The organism is Geobacillus kaustophilus (assembly GCF_000948285.1).
Lineage (GTDB): Bacteria > Bacillota > Bacilli > Bacillales > Anoxybacillaceae > Geobacillus > Geobacillus thermoleovorans_A.
This window is the reverse complement of sequence record NZ_JYBP01000001.1, coordinates 1-21,219: the sequence shown is the minus strand read 5'-3', so window position 1 is coordinate 21,219 and position 21,219 is coordinate 1. Positions and strand designations below refer to the sequence as shown.

Here is a 21,219-nt window from a genome sequence, read left to right as displayed (position 1 = left end):
CGGTGTGAGGAAAAAACGAGGCGATGCCGAAAAACGGCCGTGGTTGGCCGCATCAGGCATCGCCTGTTTTTACCGGCGGGCGGTGTCTTGAATGATCGCAAGCAGCGTTTGCAGCGGATCGCACGCGCCGGCTTTATCCATGTTTTTCCGGTAACGGTCTTTTTGGTCGTACAGGCGGCGAATGGCGGCTTGTAGCGATTCGTTCGTTAAATCCTCTTCCATCAGCACTTCCGCATAGCCTGCTTTTTCAAACGAGCGGGCGTTTAGGATTTGGTCGCCGCGGCTCGCCGCTTTGGACAGCGGAATGAGCAGCATCGGCTTGCGCAAGGCGAGCAGTTCGAAAATGGCGTTCGCCCCGGCGCGGGAGACGACGATGTCGGCCAAGGCGAGTAAGTGGGGCAGCTCTTCGTTGACGTATTCGAACTGTTTGTATCCTTTTTGGCCTGCGAGGCTTGGGTCGATGTTCCCTTTGCCGCAAATGTGGATGATGTCAAATTCGGCCAGAAGCGTCGATAGGTTGGCGCGCAAGGCGTCGTTGATTTTTTTCGAGCCTAAGCTGCCGCCCATCGCTAGCAAGACCGGTTTTTTTCCGTCGAACTGGCACATCTTCCTCCCTTGTTCGGCGTTGCCATCCTTCAACTCTTCGCGGACGACGGCGCCGACATAGACGGCTTTATCGGCATTGACGTATTGCCTCGTTTCCGGGAAGGTGAGGCAGATTTTTGTCGCAAACGGCATGGCGATTTTGTTCGCAAGCCCCGGGGTTAAGTCAGATTCATGGATAATCGACGGCACGCCGTTTAGCCAAGCGCCGAGAATGACGGGAACGGAGACGAATCCTCCTTTTGAGAAGACGACGTCCGGTTTTTCTTTTTGGATAAGGCGGTACGCCTGCCAAACGCCTTTTAACACGTGAAACGGATCTTTAAAGTTTTTCCAGTCAAAATAGCGACGCAGTTTTCCGGTCGAAACCGAATAGTACGGGACGCCGTCGATGCGGCCGATAATCTCCCGTTCAATCCCTTGATGAGATCCGATGTATACGATATCCCACCCAAGCTCTTTCAATTTTGGAATCAGGGCGACGTTGACCATGACATGGCCGGCCGTGCCGCCGCCGGTTAAGATGATTTTCTTTCGCAATGCGGATCACCTGTCTTTTTTTTAATTGCTCGTGTATCGTTTATGTATTATAGCAGATTCCACCTAGCTTCGGGAGGAAACTGAGCGGTGATGCTTTTTCGTACTAGGAAACGAGGAGACCGGATGGTCTGCATGAAATTTTTATGATTTTCTTTTCGATTTCTCATTTGTTTGGTATAGGATAAAACATCTACATCGTGATGATCTCGAATTATATAAGTTGCAATTTTGTTTTACATGGCATTGTTCGCTCTTCTTGTCACCGTGTCAGCTTGTCAGGTGATAAAGACGGGACATGGAGATCGGAAATTCTTTATTGCAACTTAATATAGAAAGTTCATTTTTCTATTTTCAGAGAGAAGAAATATTGGTAAAGTACAATCAAGAGGTGAATGCCATGTGGGCTTGGTTGTTCGTTTGTTTCATTGTGGGAATTGCCATTTATGGGATTGTACCGACGATCATCATTCGCAAAAAGCAGGTGCGTTTGTTTCGGGAAGGAACAGCATCCGATTGTCTGGCGCTGACGTTTGATGACGGCCCCGACCCGTATTATACGCCAAAGTTGCTTGATTTATTAAAGAAATATGGCGTGAAGGCGACGTTTTTTGTTGTCGGGCGCAAAGTCGAGCGCTATCCGGATATTGTGCGGCGGATGGCGGAAGAAGGCCATGAAATCGGGATTCATAATTACCGCCACATCAGCAATTGGCTGTTGCCGCCGCTTTGGTTGGATTGGGGGGTGCGCCGAGCGGCCGAGGCGATTGAGCGGGCGACGGGTCAACGCCCGGTGTATTACCGTCCGCCATGGGGCCATTTTAACGCTTGGACGCCAATTGTGCAAAAGCGGTATATGACGGTGTTATGGTCGCATATTCTTGGCGATTGGAACGAAAAAATTGGTACAATGGAATTGTTCCGCCGCTTGCGTTCGGCCATACGCGGCGGGGCGGTGATTGTGCTTCATGACAATGGGGATGCGTTAGGTGCTGACAAACGCGCGCCAGAGCAAATGTTGTCAGCGCTCGAGCTGCTGTTTAAGGATGAAGCAGCGAAAAAGATGCGTTGGGTGACGATTACGGAACTGAGAAATGTGCAAACTAATACACAAATCTCGGCGATGTAGTGGGGGAGCTATGGATACAAGCGTATGGCTGCCGTATGTTCAATCATATGGCTATGTAATGCTGTTTTTGTTTTTATTTTGCGGCATTGTGGGCATTCCGGCGCCGGAGGAAAGCTTGCTCTTTTTGGTCGGCGTGATGGTTGCCAAGGAGCAGCTGCTGCTTGGACCGTCGCTCGCTTCATGCTGGGGCGGGGCGATGGCCGGCATGGTGACGGCATATGGCGCCGGTCGGTGGTGGGGGGCGCCGTTTGTGCAAAAGTACGGCAAGTGCGTCGGAATTACGGCTGAACGTTGGGAGCGGGCTCGCCGCTGGTTTGGCCGCTATGGGAAATGGGGCATTTTGTTCGGCTGCTATGCTCCCGGGGTGCGGCAAATTTGTCCGTATATGGCGGGAGTGAGCCGGTTTCCGTTCGGGCCGTTTTTGTTGCTTTCGGCGCTTGGAACGGCAGGTTGGGCTGTTCCGTTGACCGCGGCTGGGCTTTGGCTCGGCCAGCGCATCCATATCCCCTTGATTTCTTTTCCGCTTGCCGGTTTGGCGTTGTTTTTGCTTTTTTTGCTTGCGGCATGGGTTGGGCAGCGGAGGCGCAAAAAATCTTTCGAAAGCTAAAGGGTGCGATCGATGATGAAAGTATTGTTTTTGCCGCTGTTTCAAATGAATACGGGACACCATAAAGTAGCCGATACGTTGATGGATTTTTTGCGCCGCCAGTTTCCGGCGGTCGAAAGCAAAAAGATCGATTTTTTGAGCTATTGCAATGAACTGATGGAAAAAATGGTGTCAGAGGCCTACTTGCGCTGGATTCGCTCGCATCCTGCTTCGTACCACCGTGTGTACAAAACGCTGATGTACCAAGAGCCGCCCCGGTTTGAGTTCATTTCGTTTGAGCCATGGCTGCCTTATTTTGAAAGCAAAATGAAAAAGATGGTGGAAGAAGAACAGCCGGATTTAATCGTCTGCACCCATTCGTTTCCGTCGCGCATTTTGCAGCGGCTGAAGCAAAAACGGGTGCTGACGGTTCCAGTTGTCAATGTCTACACCGACTTTTTTATGAACAGCATCTGGGGGAAACGGTTTATTGACTATCATTTTGTTCCCCATCAAGAGGCGAAATGGGAGCTGATCACGAAGTACGGGGTTGACAAAGGACGCATCATCGTCACTGGCATCCCAGTGCATGATGTGTTTATGAATCGGTCAGAAGCGAGACGCAAGCGGCAGTCTGCTCATGTGCTTGTCGCCGGTGGAAACCAAGGGCTCGGCAATATGCTGGCGTTTTTGCGGGCGGCCCGCACGTCAACGTTGTTCCGCTATTCGGTGCTGTGCGGCGCCAATCGCCAGCTGTACGAGGAAATCGCCAGCTGGCGGTTGTCTCATATCCGGCCGCTTCCATACATCGCTGACCCGGAAGAGATGAATCGGCTGTATGAAGAGGCGGATGCCGTCATTACGAAACCAGGCGGGGTGACGGTCAGCGAGTTGCTTCATAAGCGCATTCCGATTTTTACGATCGATTGCTTGCCTGGGCAGGAGCGCATCAATTTGCAATATTTACAGCAAAATGGTCTCATTTATCATTTGGTCGGGCCAGAAAGCGGCGAGCAGCACATGTTTCGCTTGTTGATGGATGACGTGGAGAAAAACCGGTTTTTCCGCCGTGTGTCCGATTATTTTGCCGGCGTGGAAAAAACGGGGCAAGAAGCGCTCGCCGAAGTGGTAGCGGCCATGCCGCAGCGCATGGCTTGGCGCGTGTTGCATCCGTAGCGACAGAAGGTGTCCCCAAACGGTCGGGACACCTTTTCTTATTCCTGTATATATGTGTAAAACAAATGCTGGAAAACGATAGGTTGTGCTTTGTTGAAAGAAGAACCACCTTTGGAGACAGCCTCACTTTTTTGTGCCTTATCGCTTATGGGGGTGGCGAAACAACCTGCATCGTACATATAAAATATCAGACCGTTTGGTGCGAAACGTGTTACAATAGGAACGATGGCCAAGGAAAGAGGAGGAACGATGATGAAAACGAGAGTTGGCGTGCTATACGGCGGCAAATCACCGGAGCACCAAGTATCGTTGTCGACGGCGATGGCGGTGATGAATGCCATTGATCCTCATAAATTCGATGTCATTCCGATTTATATTACACCGGAAGGTCAATGGATCAAGGGCGAACAGCTGACCGGACCGATCGAGGAAATCAAGCAGCTGCAATTCACTTCGGCGGCGACCGCCTTGATTCCGGTTTCCTTGAACCAAGTTCCGGCTGCCGATTCGGCTGCAGAAGGAAACGAGGAAACGATCGATGTCATTTTCCCGCTTTTGCATGGGCCGAACGGCGAAGACGGAACGGTGCAAGGGTTGCTTGAAATATTGAACATTCCGTATGTCGGCAACGGGGTGCTTGCTTCCGCGGTCGGCATGGATAAGGTGATGATGAAAAACTTATTTGCGCAGGCCGGGTTGCGCCAAGCAAAATATATCGCCGTGACGAAGTACGATTGGCAAAAAAGTGGCGAGACGGTGTATGACCGGATCGAACGAGAGCTTGGCTACCCGTGCTTTGTCAAGCCAGCCAACGCCGGTTCGAGCATCGGCATTTCCAAATGCAAGCAGCGCGGCGATTTAAAAGCCGCATTTATCGAGGCATTTCAGTATGACCGGAAAATTATTATTGAAGAGGCGATTGTCGGCCGTGAAATTGAAATCGGCGTGATTGGAAATGATGAGCCGATTTGTTCGGTCGTTGGCGAAATTGTTCCCAAAAAGGAATTTTACGACTATGAAGCGAAATACGAAGACGGGCAAACCGAATTGATCATCCCAGCGGACGTAACGAAAGAACAGTATGAGACGATCAAACAAATGGCCATTACGGCGTTTCAGGCGCTGGATTTGTCTGGACTTGCGCGCGTCGATTTTTTCCTCGCCGAAGATGGCGCCGTTTATATCAACGAAGTGAACACGATGCCAGGCTTTACACCATACAGCATGTTCCCGCTTCTTTGGCAGCACAGCGGTGTGCCGTACCCGGAGCTGATTGAACGGCTTATCGCGCTTGCATTGGAACGACATCAACAAAAGCAGACGATCACGTACACGTTCAAAAACGAAAAGAGGTGAGAGCCGATGATCAAACGGACAGTGCGGCAAATCGCCGAAATGGCTGACGGACAGTGTTTAAAGCCGGAGTGGGACAATATGGTCGTAAGCGGTGTGTCAACCGACACAAGGACGATCCAAGCCGGCAACTTGTACGTTCCGTTGCGCGGTGCGACTTTTAACGGCCACGATTTCGTACAAGAAGCGGCGCAAAAAGGAGCCGCCGCCGTACTCTGGGCGGAAAGGGAAGGAACGCCGCCGGAAGGTGTGCCGGTGGTCGTTGTGGATGATACGCTTTTGGCATTGCAGCGGCTCGCTGCCCGCTACCGCGAGCAGCTTGGACTGAAGGTGGTCGGCGTCACTGGCAGCAACGGCAAAACGACGACGAAAGATATGATTGCCGCGTTGCTGGCGACCAACTACCGTGTGCAAAAAACAGAAGGGAACTTCAACAACCATATCGGTGTGCCGTTGACGCTTCTTTCGCTTGACGAAGGGACGGAGATGGCCGTTGTCGAAATGGGGATGAGCGGGTTTGGCGAAATCGAGCGGCTGACCATGATCGCCCGTCCGGACGCAGCGGTCATCACGAATATCGGAGAAGCACACTTGCAGGAGCTCGGGTCGCGGGAAGGCATCGCCAAGGCGAAACTTGAAATTTTAGCCTGTTTGCACCATGATGGTTTATTCGTCTACCATGGCGATGAGCCACTCTTGACGGAGCGCGTGCCGAAGTTGCCGCTTCCCCGCCATGTCGTGACGTTCGGGGCGGGTGAACAGAACGATTACTATCCGACCGATGTGCGCATTGAAGCGGGAGGAACATCGTTTGTCATCAATGCGCTCCCCGGCCGGACGCTGTTTATGCCGGTATTAGGCAAACATCATGTGTACAACGCGCTTGCGGCCATCGCGGTTGCCCGCTTTTTCGGCATCGGTTGGGAAGACATTGATGCAGCCCTATCCCGTCTGCAAGTGACGCGCATGCGCACGGAAGTCGTCAAGACGAAACATGGCTTTACCGTCATTAATGATGCCTACAATGCCAGCCCGACATCGATGCGCGCCGCTTTGACGCTGCTTGGGGAATTGAATGGCTACCGGCAAAAAATCGCCGTATTGGGTGATATGCTTGAACTTGGTGACGAAGAAGTGGCGTTTCATGGCGAGATCGGGGAGATGCTGCGGCCGGGAATGGTGGACTATGTGTTCACTTACGGGCCGCTGGCGCACCATATCGCCGCGGCGGCTGCTCCATTTTTTGATGATGGGCGGGTGAGGGAGTTCGACGATAAAGCAGCGTTGGCCGAGGCCGTGCGTTCCGTCGCGACCTCGGATGACATTGTTTTATTGAAAGCATCGCGCGGCATGAAATTGGAAGAGTTGCTTCGATATTGGTTGTAACATCAAGCAACCCGAGAGAAACTAAAAGCGGCGTCACAGGCGCCGCTTTTCATTCGGGCGGGGTTGGAAATGATGATCGGCTGTTTATGTATTCACGGGTTTACGGGAAGTCCAGAAGAAGTGGCGCCGCTGGCCGATTATTTGCGGGAGCGGACCGATTGGGTCATCGAAACGCCGACCTTGCCGGGCCACGGAAGCGAGTTGCAGCTGAAAGGAATTACATACGATCAATGGATCGCGGCGGCGGAACAAGCGTTTTTGGCGCTCCACCGCCGCTGCAGTGCGGTGTATGTCATTGGGTTTTCAATGGGTGGAGTGATCGCCGTCTACTTGGCGGAAAAATACCCGGTCACCAAGCTTGTGCTGTTGAGTGCGGCGTTTTATCATTCCCAACCGAGAAGCCCCCCACTTCTACGCGTGAGCGTAAGTGGGGGATGAATCGGCATTCGCCATCACTCTCTCTTACCTTCAACGAACAAAAGGTGTAAAATAGAGGATAGAATAAATGTTCTGTAAGGTGGGAGGGAAGGCCATGCACAAAGCCTACCGCTTTCGGTTGTATCCCACCCGAACACAAGCGGAGCTCAGTCACCAAACGATCGGTGCTGCCGGTTTGTGTACAATCACTTTTTGTCCGAATGGAATCAGGCGTATGAAACAACAGGGGTGGGGCTTAGCGATAACGAGTGCTCCAAGCGGTTGACTGCGTTGAAGCAAACGCTCCCGTGGCTGAAAGCGCCCGATTCGACCGCCTTGCAAAATGCATGGCAGCAGTTGGGCGAGGCATTTGACCGATTCTTCGATGGAACGGCGAACGCTCCCCGTTTCAAAAGCAAAAAACACCTGAACCAGTCCGTACACCGCCCAGTGCAACTGCCATTTTTGCGCGCTGCCCATGCCCATCATTGCAAATTGCCGCATAACATGGTATGATAACTGTCAAACCTTTCTCTCGGATAAAGGGACGATTTTTTATAAGGAGTTTGAATAACATTGACGACATTTCAAGAATTAGGATTAAGCCAAGAAGTGATGAAAGCGATCGAGCGAATGGGGTTTGAAGAGACGACTCCAATTCAAGCGAAGACGATTCCGCTCAGTATGCAAAATAAAGACGTGATCGGTCAAGCTCAAACCGGAACGGGGAAAACGGCGGCGTTCGGCATTCCGATCGTAGAAAAAGTGGATGTGAAAAACGGCGCCGTTCAGGCGCTTGTTGTGGCACCGACGCGTGAGCTCGCCATTCAAGTATCAGAAGAGCTGTACAAAATCGGTGCTGTCAAGCGCGTGCGCGTCTTGCCGATTTACGGCGGTCAAGATATCGAGCGGCAAATCCGTGCTTTGAAAAAGCATCCGCACGTGATCGTCGGCACGCCGGGGCGCATTATCGACCATATCAACCGCGGGACGCTTCGCCTTGACCATGTGCATACGGTCGTTCTCGATGAGGCGGATGAAATGCTCAATATGGGCTTTATTGAAGATATTGAGGCGATTTTAAGCCATGTGCCGGCCGAGCGGCAGACGTTGCTGTTCTCGGCGACGATGCCGGATCCGATTCGCCGCATTGCCGAGCGCTTCATGAACGAGCCGGAGCTTGTCAAAGTGAAGGCGAAGGAAATGACCGTGCCGAACATTCAACAGTACTACTTAGAAGTGCACGAGAAAAAGAAATTTGACATTTTAACGCGGCTTCTTGATATTCAGGCTCCGGAGCTCGCGATCGTGTTCGGCCGCACGAAGCGGCGCGTCGATGAGCTGGCGGAGGCGCTCAACTTGCGCGGCTACGCGGCGGAAGGCATTCACGGCGATTTAAGCCAAGCGAAACGGCTGTCGGTGCTGCGCAAGTTTAAGGAAGGTACGATTGAAATTTTAGTGGCCACGGATGTCGCGGCGCGCGGCTTGGATATTTCCGGCGTAACGCACGTGTACAACTTTGACATCCCGCAAGACCCGGAAAGCTATGTCCACCGGATTGGGCGCACCGGGCGCGCCGGCAAGACCGGGGTGGCGATGACGTTTGTCACTCCAAGAGAGCTCGGCCAGCTTCACCATATTGAGCGGACGACGAAGCGGAAAATGGAGCGGATGAAGCCGCCGACACTTGATGAGGCGCTCGAAGGCCAGCAGCGCATCGCGATCGAAAAGCTTCTCAACGTCGTGGAGACCGAAAACCTGTCATTTTACAAACGGGCAGCGGAAGAATTGCTTGAAGAGCACGATTCGGTAACGATTGTCGCTGCCTGCTTGAAAATGTTGACGCGCGAGCCGGATACGACGCCGGTGCAGTTGACGGAAGAGCCGCCTTTAGCGGTTAAGCGGGAGAAAAAACGGGGCGGCCGCCCGAACGGTTCAGCCCGCAGCCGGACGAAAAAACGGCGGATTACGGCGCATTAAGCGCCGTTTTTTCATAGCCGAGGCATGTAAAACGACGGCCGCTTGGGGCGGATGGACAAAAAAGGGGCAAGCAGGCCGCCGACGGCGAAGCCAAATAGATGGGCCAATAAATTCCCATCTGGTGTCATGATGCCAAGCAACAAATGAACCGCCATGACTGAAAGCAGCAGCTGGGCGTGGCGGGGGGCGACTAAGTCGCGGCGGAATAGGGCGAGGTAGCTGTACATGCCAAACAAGGCGAAAATGGCGCCCGACGCCCCGACATGGGTGTACAGCGGCGGCAGAAGGAATAAAGTGGCGACATTGGCGCCGATTCCGCCTCCGATATACAGAAACAAAAACTTTCTTTTCCCAAGTGCGCGCTCCAGCCAGGGGCCAAACAGCCATAAGGACAAACTGTTGGCGGCCATATGGTGGACATCGCGATGCAGCACGATTGGGCTGACAAGCCGCCAGTACTCTCCATGGCCGATAGCGCCGTTCGTCCCGACGGCGTATTGCCAAATGGGTTCAAGCGCTGTCAAGGGAAGAGAAAACAACAGCCATGCGGCGATATGGACCAACAACAAGGCGGCAACGACGGGATAAAGGCGGACAAATGAGCGGACATCGCTTGCATGTTGAAACACGGGCTGGTCTCCCTTCTTCGCGGAAATGGAGCGTTTTTTATAAGCCATCTTATGCGGGTCTCTCATAAAAAATTTGTCCGACCATCAGGGCGGATAGGATAGGTGAGGACGCAGTGATCGTCGGCATTGGCATTGATATTGTAGAGTTGGAACGGATCCGCTCCCTTCTTGAGCGGAACTGCAAATTTCCGGAGCGAATTTTGACGCCGCGTGAAAAAGCGCAGTTTGGCGAGTTGCCGCCCGCAAGACAGGCAGAGTTTCTCGCCGGGCGATTTGCGGCGAAAGAAGCGTACGCCAAAGCGCTCGGAACGGGGATCGGGCGGCATCTATCGTTTCAAGACATCGAGATCGTTTCCGATGAGCACGGAAAGCCGAGCATTGCTGCCCGCCGCGATGGCGAGACGGTTCATCTGTCCATTTCCCATAGCCGCGATTACGCCGTCGCCCAAGTCGTCATTGAGCGTCTTGGATCGATCACGCTGGCTGATGCTTGCCATGGCTAGTCTGCATATTCCCGAAAGTTGTCTCATATATTGTAGTGCATGGGCAGAAATCGATATATGAGGCAAAGGGGTTGAAGCGATGGGCAGAAACGTGCTGATGGCGTTGGTCGGCATCATTTTTCTGTTTGCTTTGGCTGGCTGCGGGTCGAAATCGCAGGAAGAGGTGCTGAAGGCGCTTGATGAAAAGATCGATGAGATGACGGGCTATCAGGCTGAGGCGAAAATGACGTTCCGCACCGGTGAGAAGCCGCAAGTGTATCATGTCGAAGTGTGGCACAAGCAGCCGTCCTACTACCGCGTCAGCTTGAAAAATGCCGACAAAGGGCAAAGCCAAATGATTTTGCGCAATGACGAAGGGGTGTTCGTCTTCACGCCGGCGCTCAACAAAACCTTCAAGTTTGTGAGCGATTGGCCGAAAAACAGCAGCCAAGCGTATTTGTACGAATCGCTCGTCAAAGACATTTTGAGCGATTCGAAGGCGAAGTTTAAGGCGACGAAAGACTACTATGTGTTCGAGACAAAAACGAACTATCCGAACAGCGAAGTCGTTCCCACCCAAGAGATTACGCTGCGCAAAAAAGATTTGGCGCCCGTCTCGGTCAAAGTGATGGATACGGACCGGAAAGCGCTGTTGACGGTCGAGTTTTCCAACGTCGAGTTTAACAAGAAGTTTGATGATGATGCGTTTGATACAAAGAAGAACATGACTGGAGCGCGCCTTGAGGTGCCGACGATGGCGGAAGGAAAAGAGCAAGTGATGGCCGTCATGTACCCGAGTCAGCTTCCGAAAGGGGTTCAAGCGCTTGAGGAAAAAGAAGTGAAAGGTGAAAACGGCACGCGCGTCATTATGACATTTGGCGGCAAAAAATCGTTTACGCTCGTGCAAGAAAAAGCGGATGTGCTTCCGGCGACAAGCATGCCAGTGCTTGTCAACGGCGATCCGGTTGATTTAGGATTCGCCATTGGCGCCCTCACCGACCGAACGTTGACATGGTGGTACAATGGGACGGAGTTTACGCTCGCCTCGGATGATTTGACGCCGGAAGAAATGGTGATGGTCGCCAGCTCAGTGCAAGAAAAAGCGGCAAAATGACAGTGCGGTTTTGCAAACAGGCGGCTCTCCGCTTCAAAGCGGAGGAGCTGCTTTTTGTTTTTGTGCAGAAGCTGTGAAGGCAGGCCAGTGGACGAATCGTTGCGATCTCCAATGTTTCCCGCCGTTTTTCTCACTTTTCCGCCGCTTATCCTATTCCTTCTTCCCCAGGAACATGGTAAACTATAAAAGGAATCCAATCGATTCAAGCGCTTTCAAAATGGCTATGACTAGAAAGGCAGCGAGAGAGGATGGACGAGTTTCACCGCGATACGTGGGCGGAAATTGATTTGGACGCCATTTACGACAACGTCGCAAATTTGCGCCGCTTTTTGCCGGAAGGCACGCAAATTATGGCCGTTGTCAAGGCGAACGCCTACGGGCACGGCGATGTCCAAGTGGCGGCAACGGCGCTCGAAGCGGGCGCTTCTCGCTTGGCCGTCGCCTTTTTGGACGAGGCGCTTGCCTTACGAAAAAAAGGCATCGATGCCCCGATTTTAGTGCTTGGGGCGTCTCGTCCCGAGGATGTGGCGTTGGCGGCCGAACACCGAATCGCCTTAACCGTGTTTCGCTCTGATTGGCTCGAGAAGGCGTCATCGCTGTATAACGGTTCGACCCCGATTCATTTCCATTTAAAGATGGACACGGGGATGGGGCGGCTTGGGGTGAAAGACGAAGAGGAGACAAAGCGAATAGCGGCCTTGATCGATCGCCATCCGCCCTTTGTGCTTGAAGGGGTGTATACTCATTTTGCGACCGCTGATGACGTGAATACGGAGTACTTTTCGTATCAATACGCCCGCTTTTTGCATATGCTTGACTGGCTGCCGTCGAGGCCGCCGCTCGTTCATTGCGCCAACAGCGCGGCGGCCCTTCGTTTTTCCGATCGAGCGTTCAATATGGTTCGCTTTGGCATTTCGATGTACGGGCTCGCCCCATCGCTGGACATCAAGCCGCTCCTCCCATACGAATTAAAGGAGGCGTTTTCGCTCCATAGCCGCCTTGTACACGTCAAAAAACTTCAACCAGGCGAAAAGGTGAGCTACGGTGCGACGTACACTGCGCAGACGGAAGAGTGGATCGGCACGATTCCAATCGGTTATGCGGACGGCTGGCTGCGAAGGTTGCAGCACTTTCATGTGCTTGTTGGCGGGCAGCGGGCGCCAATCGTCGGCCGCATCTGCATGGATCAATGCATGATCCGCCTGCCGGGGCCGCTGCCTGTCGGAACGAAGGTGACATTAATCGGCCGCCAAGGGGACGAAGTCATTTCCATCGATGATGTCGCCCACCATTTGGGCACAATCAATTATGAAGTGCCGTGCACGATCAGCTATCGGGTGCCCCGTATTTTTTTCCGAAATAAGCGTATAATGGAAGTGAGGAACGCCGTTGGTCGCGGATGAAGCGATGCATAATCTGCTTCAGAAGACAAAGGATAGAAAATGGAGAAATGACTTTGCAGCGCCGTTGTTTAATGGTATCATGAAGTGGAAGCAATCAATGGCTGCAGTTCGTGGAGGTGTATATTTGTGTCGGAATCTGGCGCAACAACGGAAATCGTCGTTCGTTTGCCGCAGTCGCTGCTGACAGAACTGGACGTGCTCGTAAAGCAGGAAAACGGCAACCGCAATGAACTCATTTATCAAGCGACGAAAATGTACATTCGCGAGCGGAAGAAACGGCAAATTCGCGAGGCGATGAGACGAGGCTACATGGAAATGGCGAAAATCAATTTATCTATCGCTTCTGAAGCGTTTCATGCTGAATACGAGGCCGACCACACCGTTGAACGCTTAGTTAGCGGGGGGTAATGCTTTGATTGTCAAACGTGGCGACGTGTATTTTGCGGACCTTTCCCCGGTTGTTGGCTCGGAGCAGGGCGGCGTGCGCCCCGTGTTGGTGATCCAAAACGATATCGGCAATCGTTTTAGCCCGACGGTGATTGTCGCGGCGATTACGGCGCAAATCCAAAAAGCGAAGCTGCCGACGCATGTCGAGATTGACGCGAAACGCTACGGGTTTGAACGCGATTCGGTCATTTTGCTTGAGCAAATTCGCACGATCGACAAGCAACGGCTGACCGATAAAATCACTCATTTGGATGATGAAATGATGGATAAAGTCGATGAGGCGCTGCAAATTAGCTTAGGACTGATCGACTTTTGATAGAGCGAAAAACCTTTGTTTTGGCATAACAGCGAACAGGAGAAACGGGGTTTTCGGTTGCCAACGGGCGGCCGAGTGGATGGGGAAAGCGGCGTTGACGTGCGGCATCGGTCTAGGTTATGTTCACGCTAATGGCGTGAGATGGGCAGATCGGCCTCACGAAACGGTCTGTCCCTCCATTTTCATCTATGTATACTGTTTCACAAAACAGCTGCTACAGGCAGCGCTTTTTTTATCATCCTAAACCGAAAAGAATCCCCACTTCCACGCGTGAGCATCAGTGGGGGATGAATCGGTATCTTTCGTCGCTGAACCGTGGGACGCACGGAGATGGCTTAGTTAACAGCCTGCCATGAGGCGGGTGTTCCCAAGAATCTCCCACATCGAAGCGCAAATGTAGGCGGGAGAGCGTTCAAGTCCAATATCATTAAGGAGGGAATCGCTTGGCTAACGAACAGCGGCTCATTGAAGTAATTGCCGCCGAGCAGCAGCTGGCAGCGAAGCAAGTCGAAACCGTCATCGCGCTTCATCGAGAAGGAAACACGATCCCGTTTATCGCCCGCTACCGGAAAGAAATGACCGGGGCGCTCGACGAAGTGCAAATTCGCGAAGTGCTTGAGAGATGGGAGTATTTGCAGCATTTAGAACAACGGAAAGAAGAAGTGCTCCGCCTCATTGACGAGCAAGGGAAGTTGACGGAAGAGTTAAAAAACGAAATTATGGCGGCCATGAAGCTGCAACAAGTGGAAGATTTATACCGCCCATACCGGCAAAAACGGCGCACGAAAGCAGCGATCGCGAAAGAGAAAGGGCTTGAGCCGCTTGCCGACTGGCTCCTTTCATGTCCGTCAGCTCCGACTCCCGAAGAGCAGGCCAAGATGTTCATCAACGAAGAAAAAGGAGTCGCAACCGTTGAAGAGGCGCTGCAAGGGGCGAAAGATATCATCGCCGAAAAAGTGGCAGATGACGCTGCTCTTCGTCAATGGGTGCGCGACGAGACGCGGCGGAAAGGAACGATTGCTTCGGTTGCCAAAGCGCCGGAAAAGGACGAAAAGAATGTGTACGAAATGTACTACGACTATGAGGAACCCCCTAAAATCGTTCCGCACCGCGTGTTGGCGTTAAACCGCGGCGAAAAGGAAGAGGTGCTGCGCGTCTCGATCAAGGCGCCTGTTGAGGACATCATTCGCTATTTGCGGCGAAAAACAGTCGCTGATGAATCGTCCCCGGCTGCTCCCATCGTTGCAGAAGCGATCGAGGACGGATACAAGCGGCTGATGGAGCCTGCCATTGAACGGGACATCCGCAACGAGTTGACGGAAAAAGCGGAGGAGCGGGCTATCCATATTTTCGCTGAAAACTTGCGCAAACTGCTTCTCCAGCCGCCGCTCAAAGGAAAAACGGTGCTCGGCATCGACCCAGCCTATCGGACTGGGTGCAAGCTCGCCGTTGTCGACGAAACGGGGAAACTGCTTCGCATTGATGTGATCTATCCGCATCCGCCGCAAGAGCGAAAAGAAGAGGCGCGCGCGAAACTTCTTTGCCTGCTTGATGACTATCGTGTTGACATGATCGCCATCGGCAACGGAACGGCATCGCGGGAAACGGAGCAGTTTGTTGCCGACACGCTGAAGCATGTGCAGCGCGACATCTTTTACTTAATCGTCAACGAGGCCGGAGCGAGCGTCTATTCGGCGTCCGACCTTGCACGCGCTGAGTTTCCCGACCTGCAAGTCGAAGAGCGGAGCGCCGTCTCGATCGCCCGCCGCGTCCAAGACCCGCTCGCCGAGCTTGTCAAAATCGATCCAAAATCGGTCGGCGTCGGCCAATACCAGCACGATGTGTCGCAAAAAAAGCTTGCCGAGTCGCTTCGTTTCGTCGTCGAGACGGTCGTCAACCAAGTCGGCGTTAACGTCAACACCGCCTCCGTCTCCCTGCTTCAGTACGTGTCCGGGCTCACGAAAACCGTTGCAGAAAACATCGTCAAGCGCCGCGAAGAGCAAGGGAAATTCCGCAACCGCGAAGAGCTGAAAACGATTCCTCGGCTCGGAGCGAAAACGTACGAGCAGTGCATCGGCTTTTTGCGCATCGTTGATGGCGACGAACCGCTCGACCGCACGCCAATTCACCCCGAGCGGTACGCGGAAGTGAAGCAACTGTTGCGTAAGTTAGGATTTACGACCGCTGCCATTGGCAGTGATGAACTGCGCCAGGCGCTGCAAGCCATCGAGGTCGAGATGGTGGCTGCCGAGCTCGGCATCGGAGAACTGACGTTGCGCGACATCATTGACGCGTTGTGTCGCCCAGAGCGCGACCCGCGCGACGAGCTGCCCAAGCCGCTATTACGCAAAGATGTGTTGAAGATGGAAGATTTGAAGCCAGGCATGGAGCTGGAAGGAACCGTGCGCAACGTCGTTGACTTCGGCGCTTTTGTCGACATTGGAGTCAAGCAGGACGGGCTCGTGCACATTTCGAAGCTAAGTAAACAATACGTGCGCCATCCGCTCGATGTCGTCTCGGTCGGCGACGTCGTCAAAGTATGGGTCGAACATGTCGATGTGGCGAAGGGAAGAATATCGCTGTCGATGGTGCCGCCGAAAGAGTGAAGTGGAGAAAGCACTGCCTTAGGAGCAGTGTTTTCTCCGATAAAAAAACCAGCATTGGTTCAACAGTTTAATTTGCTCACGGTTTTTCTCATAGTAGGCTCGTCTCATCTGATTTTTCAGCCATGTAGGCAAAATCAGTCACCTCCCTGACAGTGGAAAGGTAATATATATGTATGTAATGGTGAATTGTCCTGTGCCAAAAGATGAAGGAGAGACCCGCCATGGACCAAAAGCAGCTGCAAGCCCTTGTCGAACAAATTTCCATTCGCGTGTTCGGCAAGCCGTTCCGCCATACCGCTTTCTTCAACCCGCGTTTGCGCACCACCGGCGGGCGCTACATGCTGCAAACGCACAACATTGAGCTCAATAAAAAACATTACGAGCAGTTCGGCGAGGAAGAATTGATCGCCATCATCAAACACGAGCTTTGCCATTACCACTTGCACCTTGAGGGAAAAGGATACCGCCACCGCGACCGCGACTTCCGCGAACTGCTGCAAAAAGTGGGGGCGCCTCGCTATTGTCGTCCGCTTGCTGGAAATACAAAAGCGCCGAAAACGATCTACACATACATTTGTACGTCCTGCGGCCTCACCTACCGCCGCAAAAGACGGATCAACATAGACCGTTATGTTTGCGGGCGCTGCCGAAGCAAGCTCAAACTATCCTAGACTCTCATAACAGAAAAAATTGATTGCCATCGGAAGAATGAAAATATGGGTCTTCACCATTTTCTGTGATTTCTACTCAATCCTAGAGACATGTTAGCTGGATGAAATAGGTTCATCAGTCAGGATCCTTCTTCCGCATACAGACCACGAAGTTGGTAGAATGGAAACAGTCAAGTGCTTTCCTTGACGGGTTCCATTCTACCAACTATCATACCGATAGCGGAAGAAGGGAGCGCTTAAGCAGCCTGACTGCCTGTAGTGTTCCCTGTACACTCCAGAAATACACGCAAACGAAACCGTTCTAGATTTCGATAGCCATATGCCCGGCGTTTGATGTTTTTGATCTTGTGATTCGTCCCCTCAATTCGGGCATTCGTATATGGGCACAAAAAGTAGGAAAGAATAGGCTCCTTCCACCTTTCAAGCGTGTTGGCTGCTTTCTGAAAAGAAGCAAAAGGGCTCTGTTTGGCTAACTTAATCCATTCTTCCAAGCGTTCCTTTGCTTCATGATATCCATCGGTTCGGTAAAAATCCCGAAACAACTCTTTCAGATAATAAGCAATGGAAAGTGCCGGATACTCCTCCAAGATATCGTCTAATCGAAGCCGTTGGTCCTTACGAAGCTTTTCACAGCCTTTCAAGAGAAGATATCGAGCCTTTTTCAATGGAGAAAATTCCTTTCTTGCTTGATCCAAGGCTTGTGTCACTTTTTGAACCACATGGTACTTATCGATGACAATCGAAGCAGATGGAAACAGGGCGCGAACCGCCTTATGATAAGGTTCCCACATGTCAAGAATCACCGTTTGGACCATTTCTTTCGACAGGATATTTTGGCTCAACAAGTTGATGGCGGAGTCACATTGGCGATCGGCATGCATTCCCATGACCGATCCGGCTCTGGCATCCATCAATACAGTTTCATACTGATGTCCCTTTTTTACAGCGATTTCATCTAAACTAAGCACCATTCCTTCTTGAGAAGATGCTTCTATCGCTGTTTGACGCTCTTTTGCTTTTTTCGATGCGATGGAGTAATAAATGCGTTCCAATGTTGTATATGGGATGCGGTGCTTTCGGCTAACCTCTTGAATGGTGGAGCCTTCGCAAAGTTCATACAAGTACTCACAAAATCGATTGGTGTAGTGTTGATTGGGTGGAATCGATTCCAAAGAGGCGGAAAACACTTGAGAACAATTCCAGCACCGATAGCGCTTTACCTTTATGAACAAGTACACCGGTTGATGGAAAATCGCCAAATCCCGTACTTTTCTTGTCCGTCTGTCGTGGACAGAGGAAGTGGCAAACCCACAATGAGGGCAACGTTCCTGTGTCTCTGTTTTCTCTACATGAATCGCATAACCATAGGAAAGAAGTTCTTGTTTAATCACTTTAAATTCTGGCAATCCTAGTGGTATAGAAAGCACTTACGAGACCTCCTTAATGTTTATTTCACCGCTAACATTATTGCCAGGATCTCGTCAGTGCTTTCTCTTTTTTGTCACTAAATCACAAAATTTGGTGATGAACCGAAAATATTATGTCGAATATTGCGATTTTACTAGCCCCGGCATTTGATCGACTGTCGGGCGACTGAACAACGCCGCTTTCAGACCCGTGCATGGGTCTGGAAAGCGGGGGGGTGTTCGGTCTTCCGCCACGCCTTGGTGTTCGTCAGTCGAGAAAAGAGACAAGCTGCCTTATCGTCAAGAATATGTTAAACTATAATGTCCAGTCAACGCCAATAATCAAACAAAACATTTTGCAAAAAAGGGTCTTCACCATTTTCTGTGATTTCTACTCAATCCTAGAGACATGTTAGCTGGATGAAATAGGTTCATCAGTCAGGATCCTTCTTCCGCATACAGACCACGAAGTTGGTAGAATGGAAACAGTCAAGTGCTTTCCTTGACGGGTTCCATTCTACCAACTATCATACCGATAGCGGAAGAAGGGAGCGCTTAAGCAGCCTGACTGCCTGTAGTGTTCCCTGTACACTCCAGAAATACACGCAAACGAAACCGTTCTAGATTTCGATAGCCATATGCCCGGCGTTTGATGTTTTTGATCTTGTGATTCGTCCCCTCAATTCGGGCATTCGTATATGGGCACAAAAAGTAGGAAAGAATAGGCTCCTTCCACCTTTCAAGCGTGTTGGCTGCTTTCTGAAAAGAAGCAAAAGGGCTCTGTTTGGCTAACTGAATCCATTCTTCCAAGCGTTCCTTTGCTTCATGATATCCATCGGTTCGGTAAAAATCCCGAAACAACTCTTTCAGATAATAAGCAATGGAAAGTGCCGGATACTCCTCCAAGATATCGTCTAATCGAAGCCGTTGGTCCTTACGAAGCTTTTCACAGCCTTTCAAGAGAAGATATCGAGCCTTTTTCAATGGAGAAAATTCCTTTCTTGCTTGATCCAAGGCTTGTGTCACTTTTTGAACCACATGGTACTTATCGATGACAATCGAAGCAGATGGAAACAGGGCGCGAACCGCCTTATGATAAGGTTCCCACATGTCAAGAATCACCGTTTGGACCATTTCTTTCGACAGGATATTTTGGCTCAACAAGTTGATGGCGGAGTCACATTGGCGATCGGCATGCATTCCCATGACCGATCCGGCTCTGGCATCCATCAATACAGTTTCATACTGTTGTCCCTTTTTTACAGCGATTTCATCTAAACTAAGCACCATTCCTTCTTGAGAAGATGCTTCTATCGCTGTTTGACGCTCTTTTGCTTTTTTCGATGCGATGGAGTAATAAATGCGTTCCAATGTTGTATATGGGATGCGGTGCTTTCGGCTAACCTCTTGAATGGTGGAGCCTTCGCAAAGTTCATACAAGTACTCACAAAATCGATTGGTGTAGTGTTGATTGGGTGGAATCGATTCCAAAGAGGCGGAAAACACTTGAGAACAATTCCAGCACCGATAGCGCTTTACCTTTATGAACAAGTACACCGGTTGATGGAAAATCGCCAAATCCCGTACTTTTCTTGTCCGTCTGTCGTGGACAGAGGAAGTGGCAAACCCACAATGAGGGCAACGTTCCTGTGTCTCTGTTTTCTCTACATGAATCGCATAACCATAGGAAAGAAGTTCTTGTTTAATCACTTTAAATTCTGGCAATCCTAGTGGTATAGAAAGCACTTACGAGACCTCCTTAATGTTTATTTCACCGCTAACATTATTGCCAGGATCTCGTCAGTGCTTTCTCTTTTTTGTCACTAAATCACAAAATTTGGTGATGAACCGCAAAAAAAGGTTGACAATCAAGATGATCGTGTGCTAAATTATAAAAGCCGTCGCTAAACGGCGGAAAACTGCAGAGCAAGTTGCGGGAAAACGTATTGACAAACGACAAGTTGCTCAATATAATAAACAATGTCGATTGTCAAACATCATTCCGCAACAGCTCAGCGACGAGCTTCGCATCTTCGGATTCGCTACGAGTTGCCTCGACGCATTTTGCTTCTTTGAGTTAGCTAGTAGAGGAAGAGGCGGCGAGTACACTAGGAAGATGTACGTGGCGTATATTTTTTCATCATTCCGCAATAGCTCAGCGGTAGAGCAACCGGCTGTTAACCGGTAGGTCGTAGGTTCGAATCCTACTTGCGGAGCCATTTCTGGAGAAGTACCCAAGTGGCTGAAGGGGACGGTTTGCTAAACCGTTAGGTCGTGGCTTTACGGCGCGCGGGTTCAAATCCCGCCTTCTCCGCCACTTTCGATTTATACGTGGCCCGTTGGTCAAGTGGTTAAGACACCGCCCTTTCACGGCGGTAACACGGGTTCGAATCCCGTACGGGTCACTGACAGCGGGGGGATTCCCCGCGGGTTGCGGTCCCGTAGTGTAGTGGTTAACACGCCTGCCTGTCACGCAGGAGATCGCGGGTTCGAGTCCCGTCGGGACCGCCATTGCACTAAATCGCTGGGCCATAGCCAAGCGGTAAGGCAACGGACTTTGACTCCGTGATGCGCTGGTTCGAATCCAGCTGGCCCAGCCATTTTTTATGTGTTACATACATGGGGCATTAGCTCAGTAACGAGTAATGCATCGTCGAATATGCTTCGAGTTGGCTCGACGCACATAGCTTCTTTGAACTCTCTAGTAGAGGAGGCAGGTAGAGCGAATCATCGCTTAGAGTGTTATTGAACTCGTGAGCCATTAGCTCAGTAACGAGCGATATATCTTCGAGTTCGCTTCGATTTGTCCCGATGCATACGACTTCCTTGAAGGGGCTGGCAGAGGAAGGGACGTCGTAGGTTGTGAGTGTATACTTAAACTATGAGCCATTAGCTCAGTAGGTAGAGCATCTGACTTTTAATCAGAGGGTCGGAGGTTCGAGTCCTCCATGGCTCACCATATTAGCGGTGTGGCGGAA

Annotated in this window: 21 protein-coding genes and 6 tRNA genes; 22 read left to right on the top strand and 5 right to left on the bottom strand. The window is 51.4% G+C overall.

Annotated features, from left to right (window positions below):
- Positions 1-69 precede the first annotated feature (69 nt).
- Positions 70-1,143 (bottom strand): undecaprenyldiphospho-muramoylpentapeptide beta-N-acetylglucosaminyltransferase, encoded by a 1,074-nt coding sequence (locus tag LG52_RS00125; RefSeq protein ID WP_044730371.1) that lies wholly within the window; start codon positions 1,141-1,143, stop codon positions 70-72.
- Positions 1,144-1,540: 397 nt separating this feature from the next.
- Between LG52_RS00125 and LG52_RS00120 the strand changes: the two genes are divergently transcribed.
- The 9 genes from LG52_RS00120 to LG52_RS00085 all read left to right on the top strand — a co-directional run bounded on the left by LG52_RS00120 (position 1,541) and on the right by LG52_RS00085 (position 9,167).
- On the top strand, positions 1,541-2,269 hold the full coding sequence (locus LG52_RS00120) for a polysaccharide deacetylase family protein (protein WP_044730370.1): 729 nt from the start codon (positions 1,541-1,543) through the stop codon (positions 2,267-2,269).
- Positions 2,270-2,279: 10 nt separating this feature from the next.
- Positions 2,280-2,876 (top strand): DedA family protein, encoded by a 597-nt coding sequence (locus tag LG52_RS00115; RefSeq protein WP_013522795.1) that lies wholly within the window; start codon positions 2,280-2,282, stop codon positions 2,874-2,876.
- Between the two features lie 12 nt (positions 2,877-2,888).
- Positions 2,889-4,031: an MGDG synthase family glycosyltransferase gene (locus LG52_RS00110; RefSeq protein WP_044730369.1), complete on the top strand. Its 1,143-nt coding sequence runs from the start codon at positions 2,889-2,891 to the stop codon at positions 4,029-4,031.
- 252 nt (positions 4,032-4,283) lie between these two features.
- Entirely contained in the window at positions 4,284-5,387 is a 1,104-nt protein-coding gene (locus LG52_RS00105) for a D-alanine--D-alanine ligase (protein WP_044730368.1), read from the top strand.
- Between the two features lie 6 nt (positions 5,388-5,393).
- Positions 5,394-6,770, top strand: coding sequence for a UDP-N-acetylmuramoyl-tripeptide--D-alanyl-D-alanine ligase (locus LG52_RS00100; protein ID WP_044730367.1), 1,377 nt, complete (start codon positions 5,394-5,396; stop codon positions 6,768-6,770).
- Positions 6,771-6,842: 72 nt separating this feature from the next.
- A complete protein-coding gene (locus LG52_RS00095; RefSeq protein ID WP_269430055.1) occupies positions 6,843-7,208 on the top strand; it encodes an alpha/beta hydrolase in 366 nt (121 codons plus the stop codon).
- 67 nt (positions 7,209-7,275) lie between these two features.
- Positions 7,276-7,473, top strand: coding sequence for a helix-turn-helix domain-containing protein (locus LG52_RS20870; RefSeq protein WP_331436696.1), 198 nt, complete (start codon positions 7,276-7,278; stop codon positions 7,471-7,473).
- Complete coding sequence (locus LG52_RS18560; RefSeq protein WP_231584407.1) at positions 7,386-7,703, top strand: hypothetical protein; 318 nt, start codon at positions 7,386-7,388, stop codon at positions 7,701-7,703. The genes LG52_RS20870 and LG52_RS18560 overlap by 88 nt, the downstream gene beginning before the upstream one ends.
- 99 nt (positions 7,704-7,802) lie before the next feature.
- A complete protein-coding gene (locus tag LG52_RS00085; protein ID WP_407059894.1) occupies positions 7,803-9,167 on the top strand; it encodes a DEAD/DEAH box helicase in 1,365 nt (454 codons plus the stop codon).
- Between the two features lie 11 nt (positions 9,168-9,178).
- Here LG52_RS00085 and LG52_RS00080 read toward each other — a convergent pair whose 3' ends face one another.
- Positions 9,179-9,796 (bottom strand): rhomboid family intramembrane serine protease, encoded by a 618-nt coding sequence (locus LG52_RS00080; RefSeq protein WP_044730364.1) that lies wholly within the window; start codon positions 9,794-9,796, stop codon positions 9,179-9,181.
- A 113-nt stretch (positions 9,797-9,909) separates the two neighbouring features.
- Between LG52_RS00080 and acpS the strand changes: the two genes are divergently transcribed.
- From acpS to LG52_RS00050, 6 genes are all read left to right on the top strand, one after another.
- On the top strand, positions 9,910-10,299 hold the full coding sequence (acpS, locus tag LG52_RS00075; RefSeq protein ID WP_044730363.1) for a holo-ACP synthase: 390 nt from the start codon (positions 9,910-9,912) through the stop codon (positions 10,297-10,299).
- 79 nt (positions 10,300-10,378) lie between these two features.
- Complete coding sequence (locus tag LG52_RS00070) at positions 10,379-11,392, top strand: LolA family protein (protein WP_044730362.1); 1,014 nt, start codon at positions 10,379-10,381, stop codon at positions 11,390-11,392.
- A 248-nt stretch (positions 11,393-11,640) separates the two neighbouring features.
- Complete coding sequence (gene alr / locus LG52_RS00065) at positions 11,641-12,795, top strand: alanine racemase (RefSeq protein WP_044730361.1); 1,155 nt, start codon at positions 11,641-11,643, stop codon at positions 12,793-12,795.
- A 126-nt stretch (positions 12,796-12,921) separates the two neighbouring features.
- Positions 12,922-13,203, top strand: a complete 282-nt coding sequence (locus LG52_RS00060) for a CopG family ribbon-helix-helix protein (protein WP_013144044.1) — start codon at positions 12,922-12,924, stop codon at positions 13,201-13,203.
- A gap of 4 nt (positions 13,204-13,207) precedes the next feature.
- The gene (gene ndoA, locus LG52_RS00055; RefSeq protein ID WP_003253417.1) at positions 13,208-13,558 is read left to right on the top strand and encodes a type II toxin-antitoxin system endoribonuclease NdoA; all 351 of its coding nucleotides are present in this window, start codon (positions 13,208-13,210) and stop codon (positions 13,556-13,558) included.
- A gap of 443 nt (positions 13,559-14,001) precedes the next feature.
- Positions 14,002-16,164, top strand: coding sequence for a Tex family protein (locus LG52_RS00050; RefSeq protein WP_044730360.1), 2,163 nt, complete (start codon positions 14,002-14,004; stop codon positions 16,162-16,164).
- Positions 16,165-16,182: 18 nt separating this feature from the next.
- Here LG52_RS00050 and cmpA read toward each other — a convergent pair whose 3' ends face one another.
- The gene (gene cmpA, locus LG52_RS19545; RefSeq protein WP_013144046.1) at positions 16,183-16,296 is read right to left on the bottom strand and encodes a cortex morphogenetic protein CmpA; all 114 of its coding nucleotides are present in this window, start codon (positions 16,294-16,296) and stop codon (positions 16,183-16,185) included.
- An 89-nt stretch (positions 16,297-16,385) separates the two neighbouring features.
- Here cmpA and LG52_RS00045 point away from each other — a divergent pair, with 89 nt between their 5' ends.
- Positions 16,386-16,835 (top strand): SprT family protein, encoded by a 450-nt coding sequence (locus tag LG52_RS00045; protein ID WP_044730359.1) that lies wholly within the window; start codon positions 16,386-16,388, stop codon positions 16,833-16,835.
- Positions 16,836-17,071: 236 nt separating this feature from the next.
- On the opposite strand, the gene LG52_RS00040 is transcribed toward LG52_RS00045, so the two are convergent.
- Positions 17,072-18,262: an ISL3 family transposase gene (locus LG52_RS00040; RefSeq protein WP_044730358.1), complete on the bottom strand. Its 1,191-nt coding sequence runs from the start codon at positions 18,260-18,262 to the stop codon at positions 17,072-17,074.
- 534 nt (positions 18,263-18,796) lie between these two features.
- The gene (locus LG52_RS00035) at positions 18,797-19,987 is read right to left on the bottom strand and encodes an ISL3 family transposase (RefSeq protein WP_044730357.1); all 1,191 of its coding nucleotides are present in this window, start codon (positions 19,985-19,987) and stop codon (positions 18,797-18,799) included.
- Between the two features lie 398 nt (positions 19,988-20,385).
- Between LG52_RS00035 and LG52_RS00030 the strand changes: the two genes are divergently transcribed.
- The 6 genes from LG52_RS00030 to LG52_RS00005 all read left to right on the top strand — a co-directional run bounded on the left by LG52_RS00030 (position 20,386) and on the right by LG52_RS00005 (position 21,200).
- Positions 20,386-20,460 (top strand) — tRNA-Asn (locus LG52_RS00030).
- Between the two features lie 5 nt (positions 20,461-20,465).
- Positions 20,466-20,558, top strand: a tRNA-Ser gene (locus tag LG52_RS00025).
- Positions 20,559-20,574: 16 nt separating this feature from the next.
- A tRNA-Glu gene (locus tag LG52_RS00020) sits at positions 20,575-20,646 on the top strand.
- A gap of 30 nt (positions 20,647-20,676) precedes the next feature.
- Positions 20,677-20,752: transfer RNA gene (locus LG52_RS00015), tRNA-Asp, on the top strand.
- Between the two features lie 14 nt (positions 20,753-20,766).
- Positions 20,767-20,841, top strand: a tRNA-Gln gene (locus tag LG52_RS00010).
- 283 nt (positions 20,842-21,124) lie between these two features.
- Positions 21,125-21,200 (top strand) — tRNA-Lys (locus tag LG52_RS00005).
- Positions 21,201-21,219: the final 19 nt, after the last annotated feature.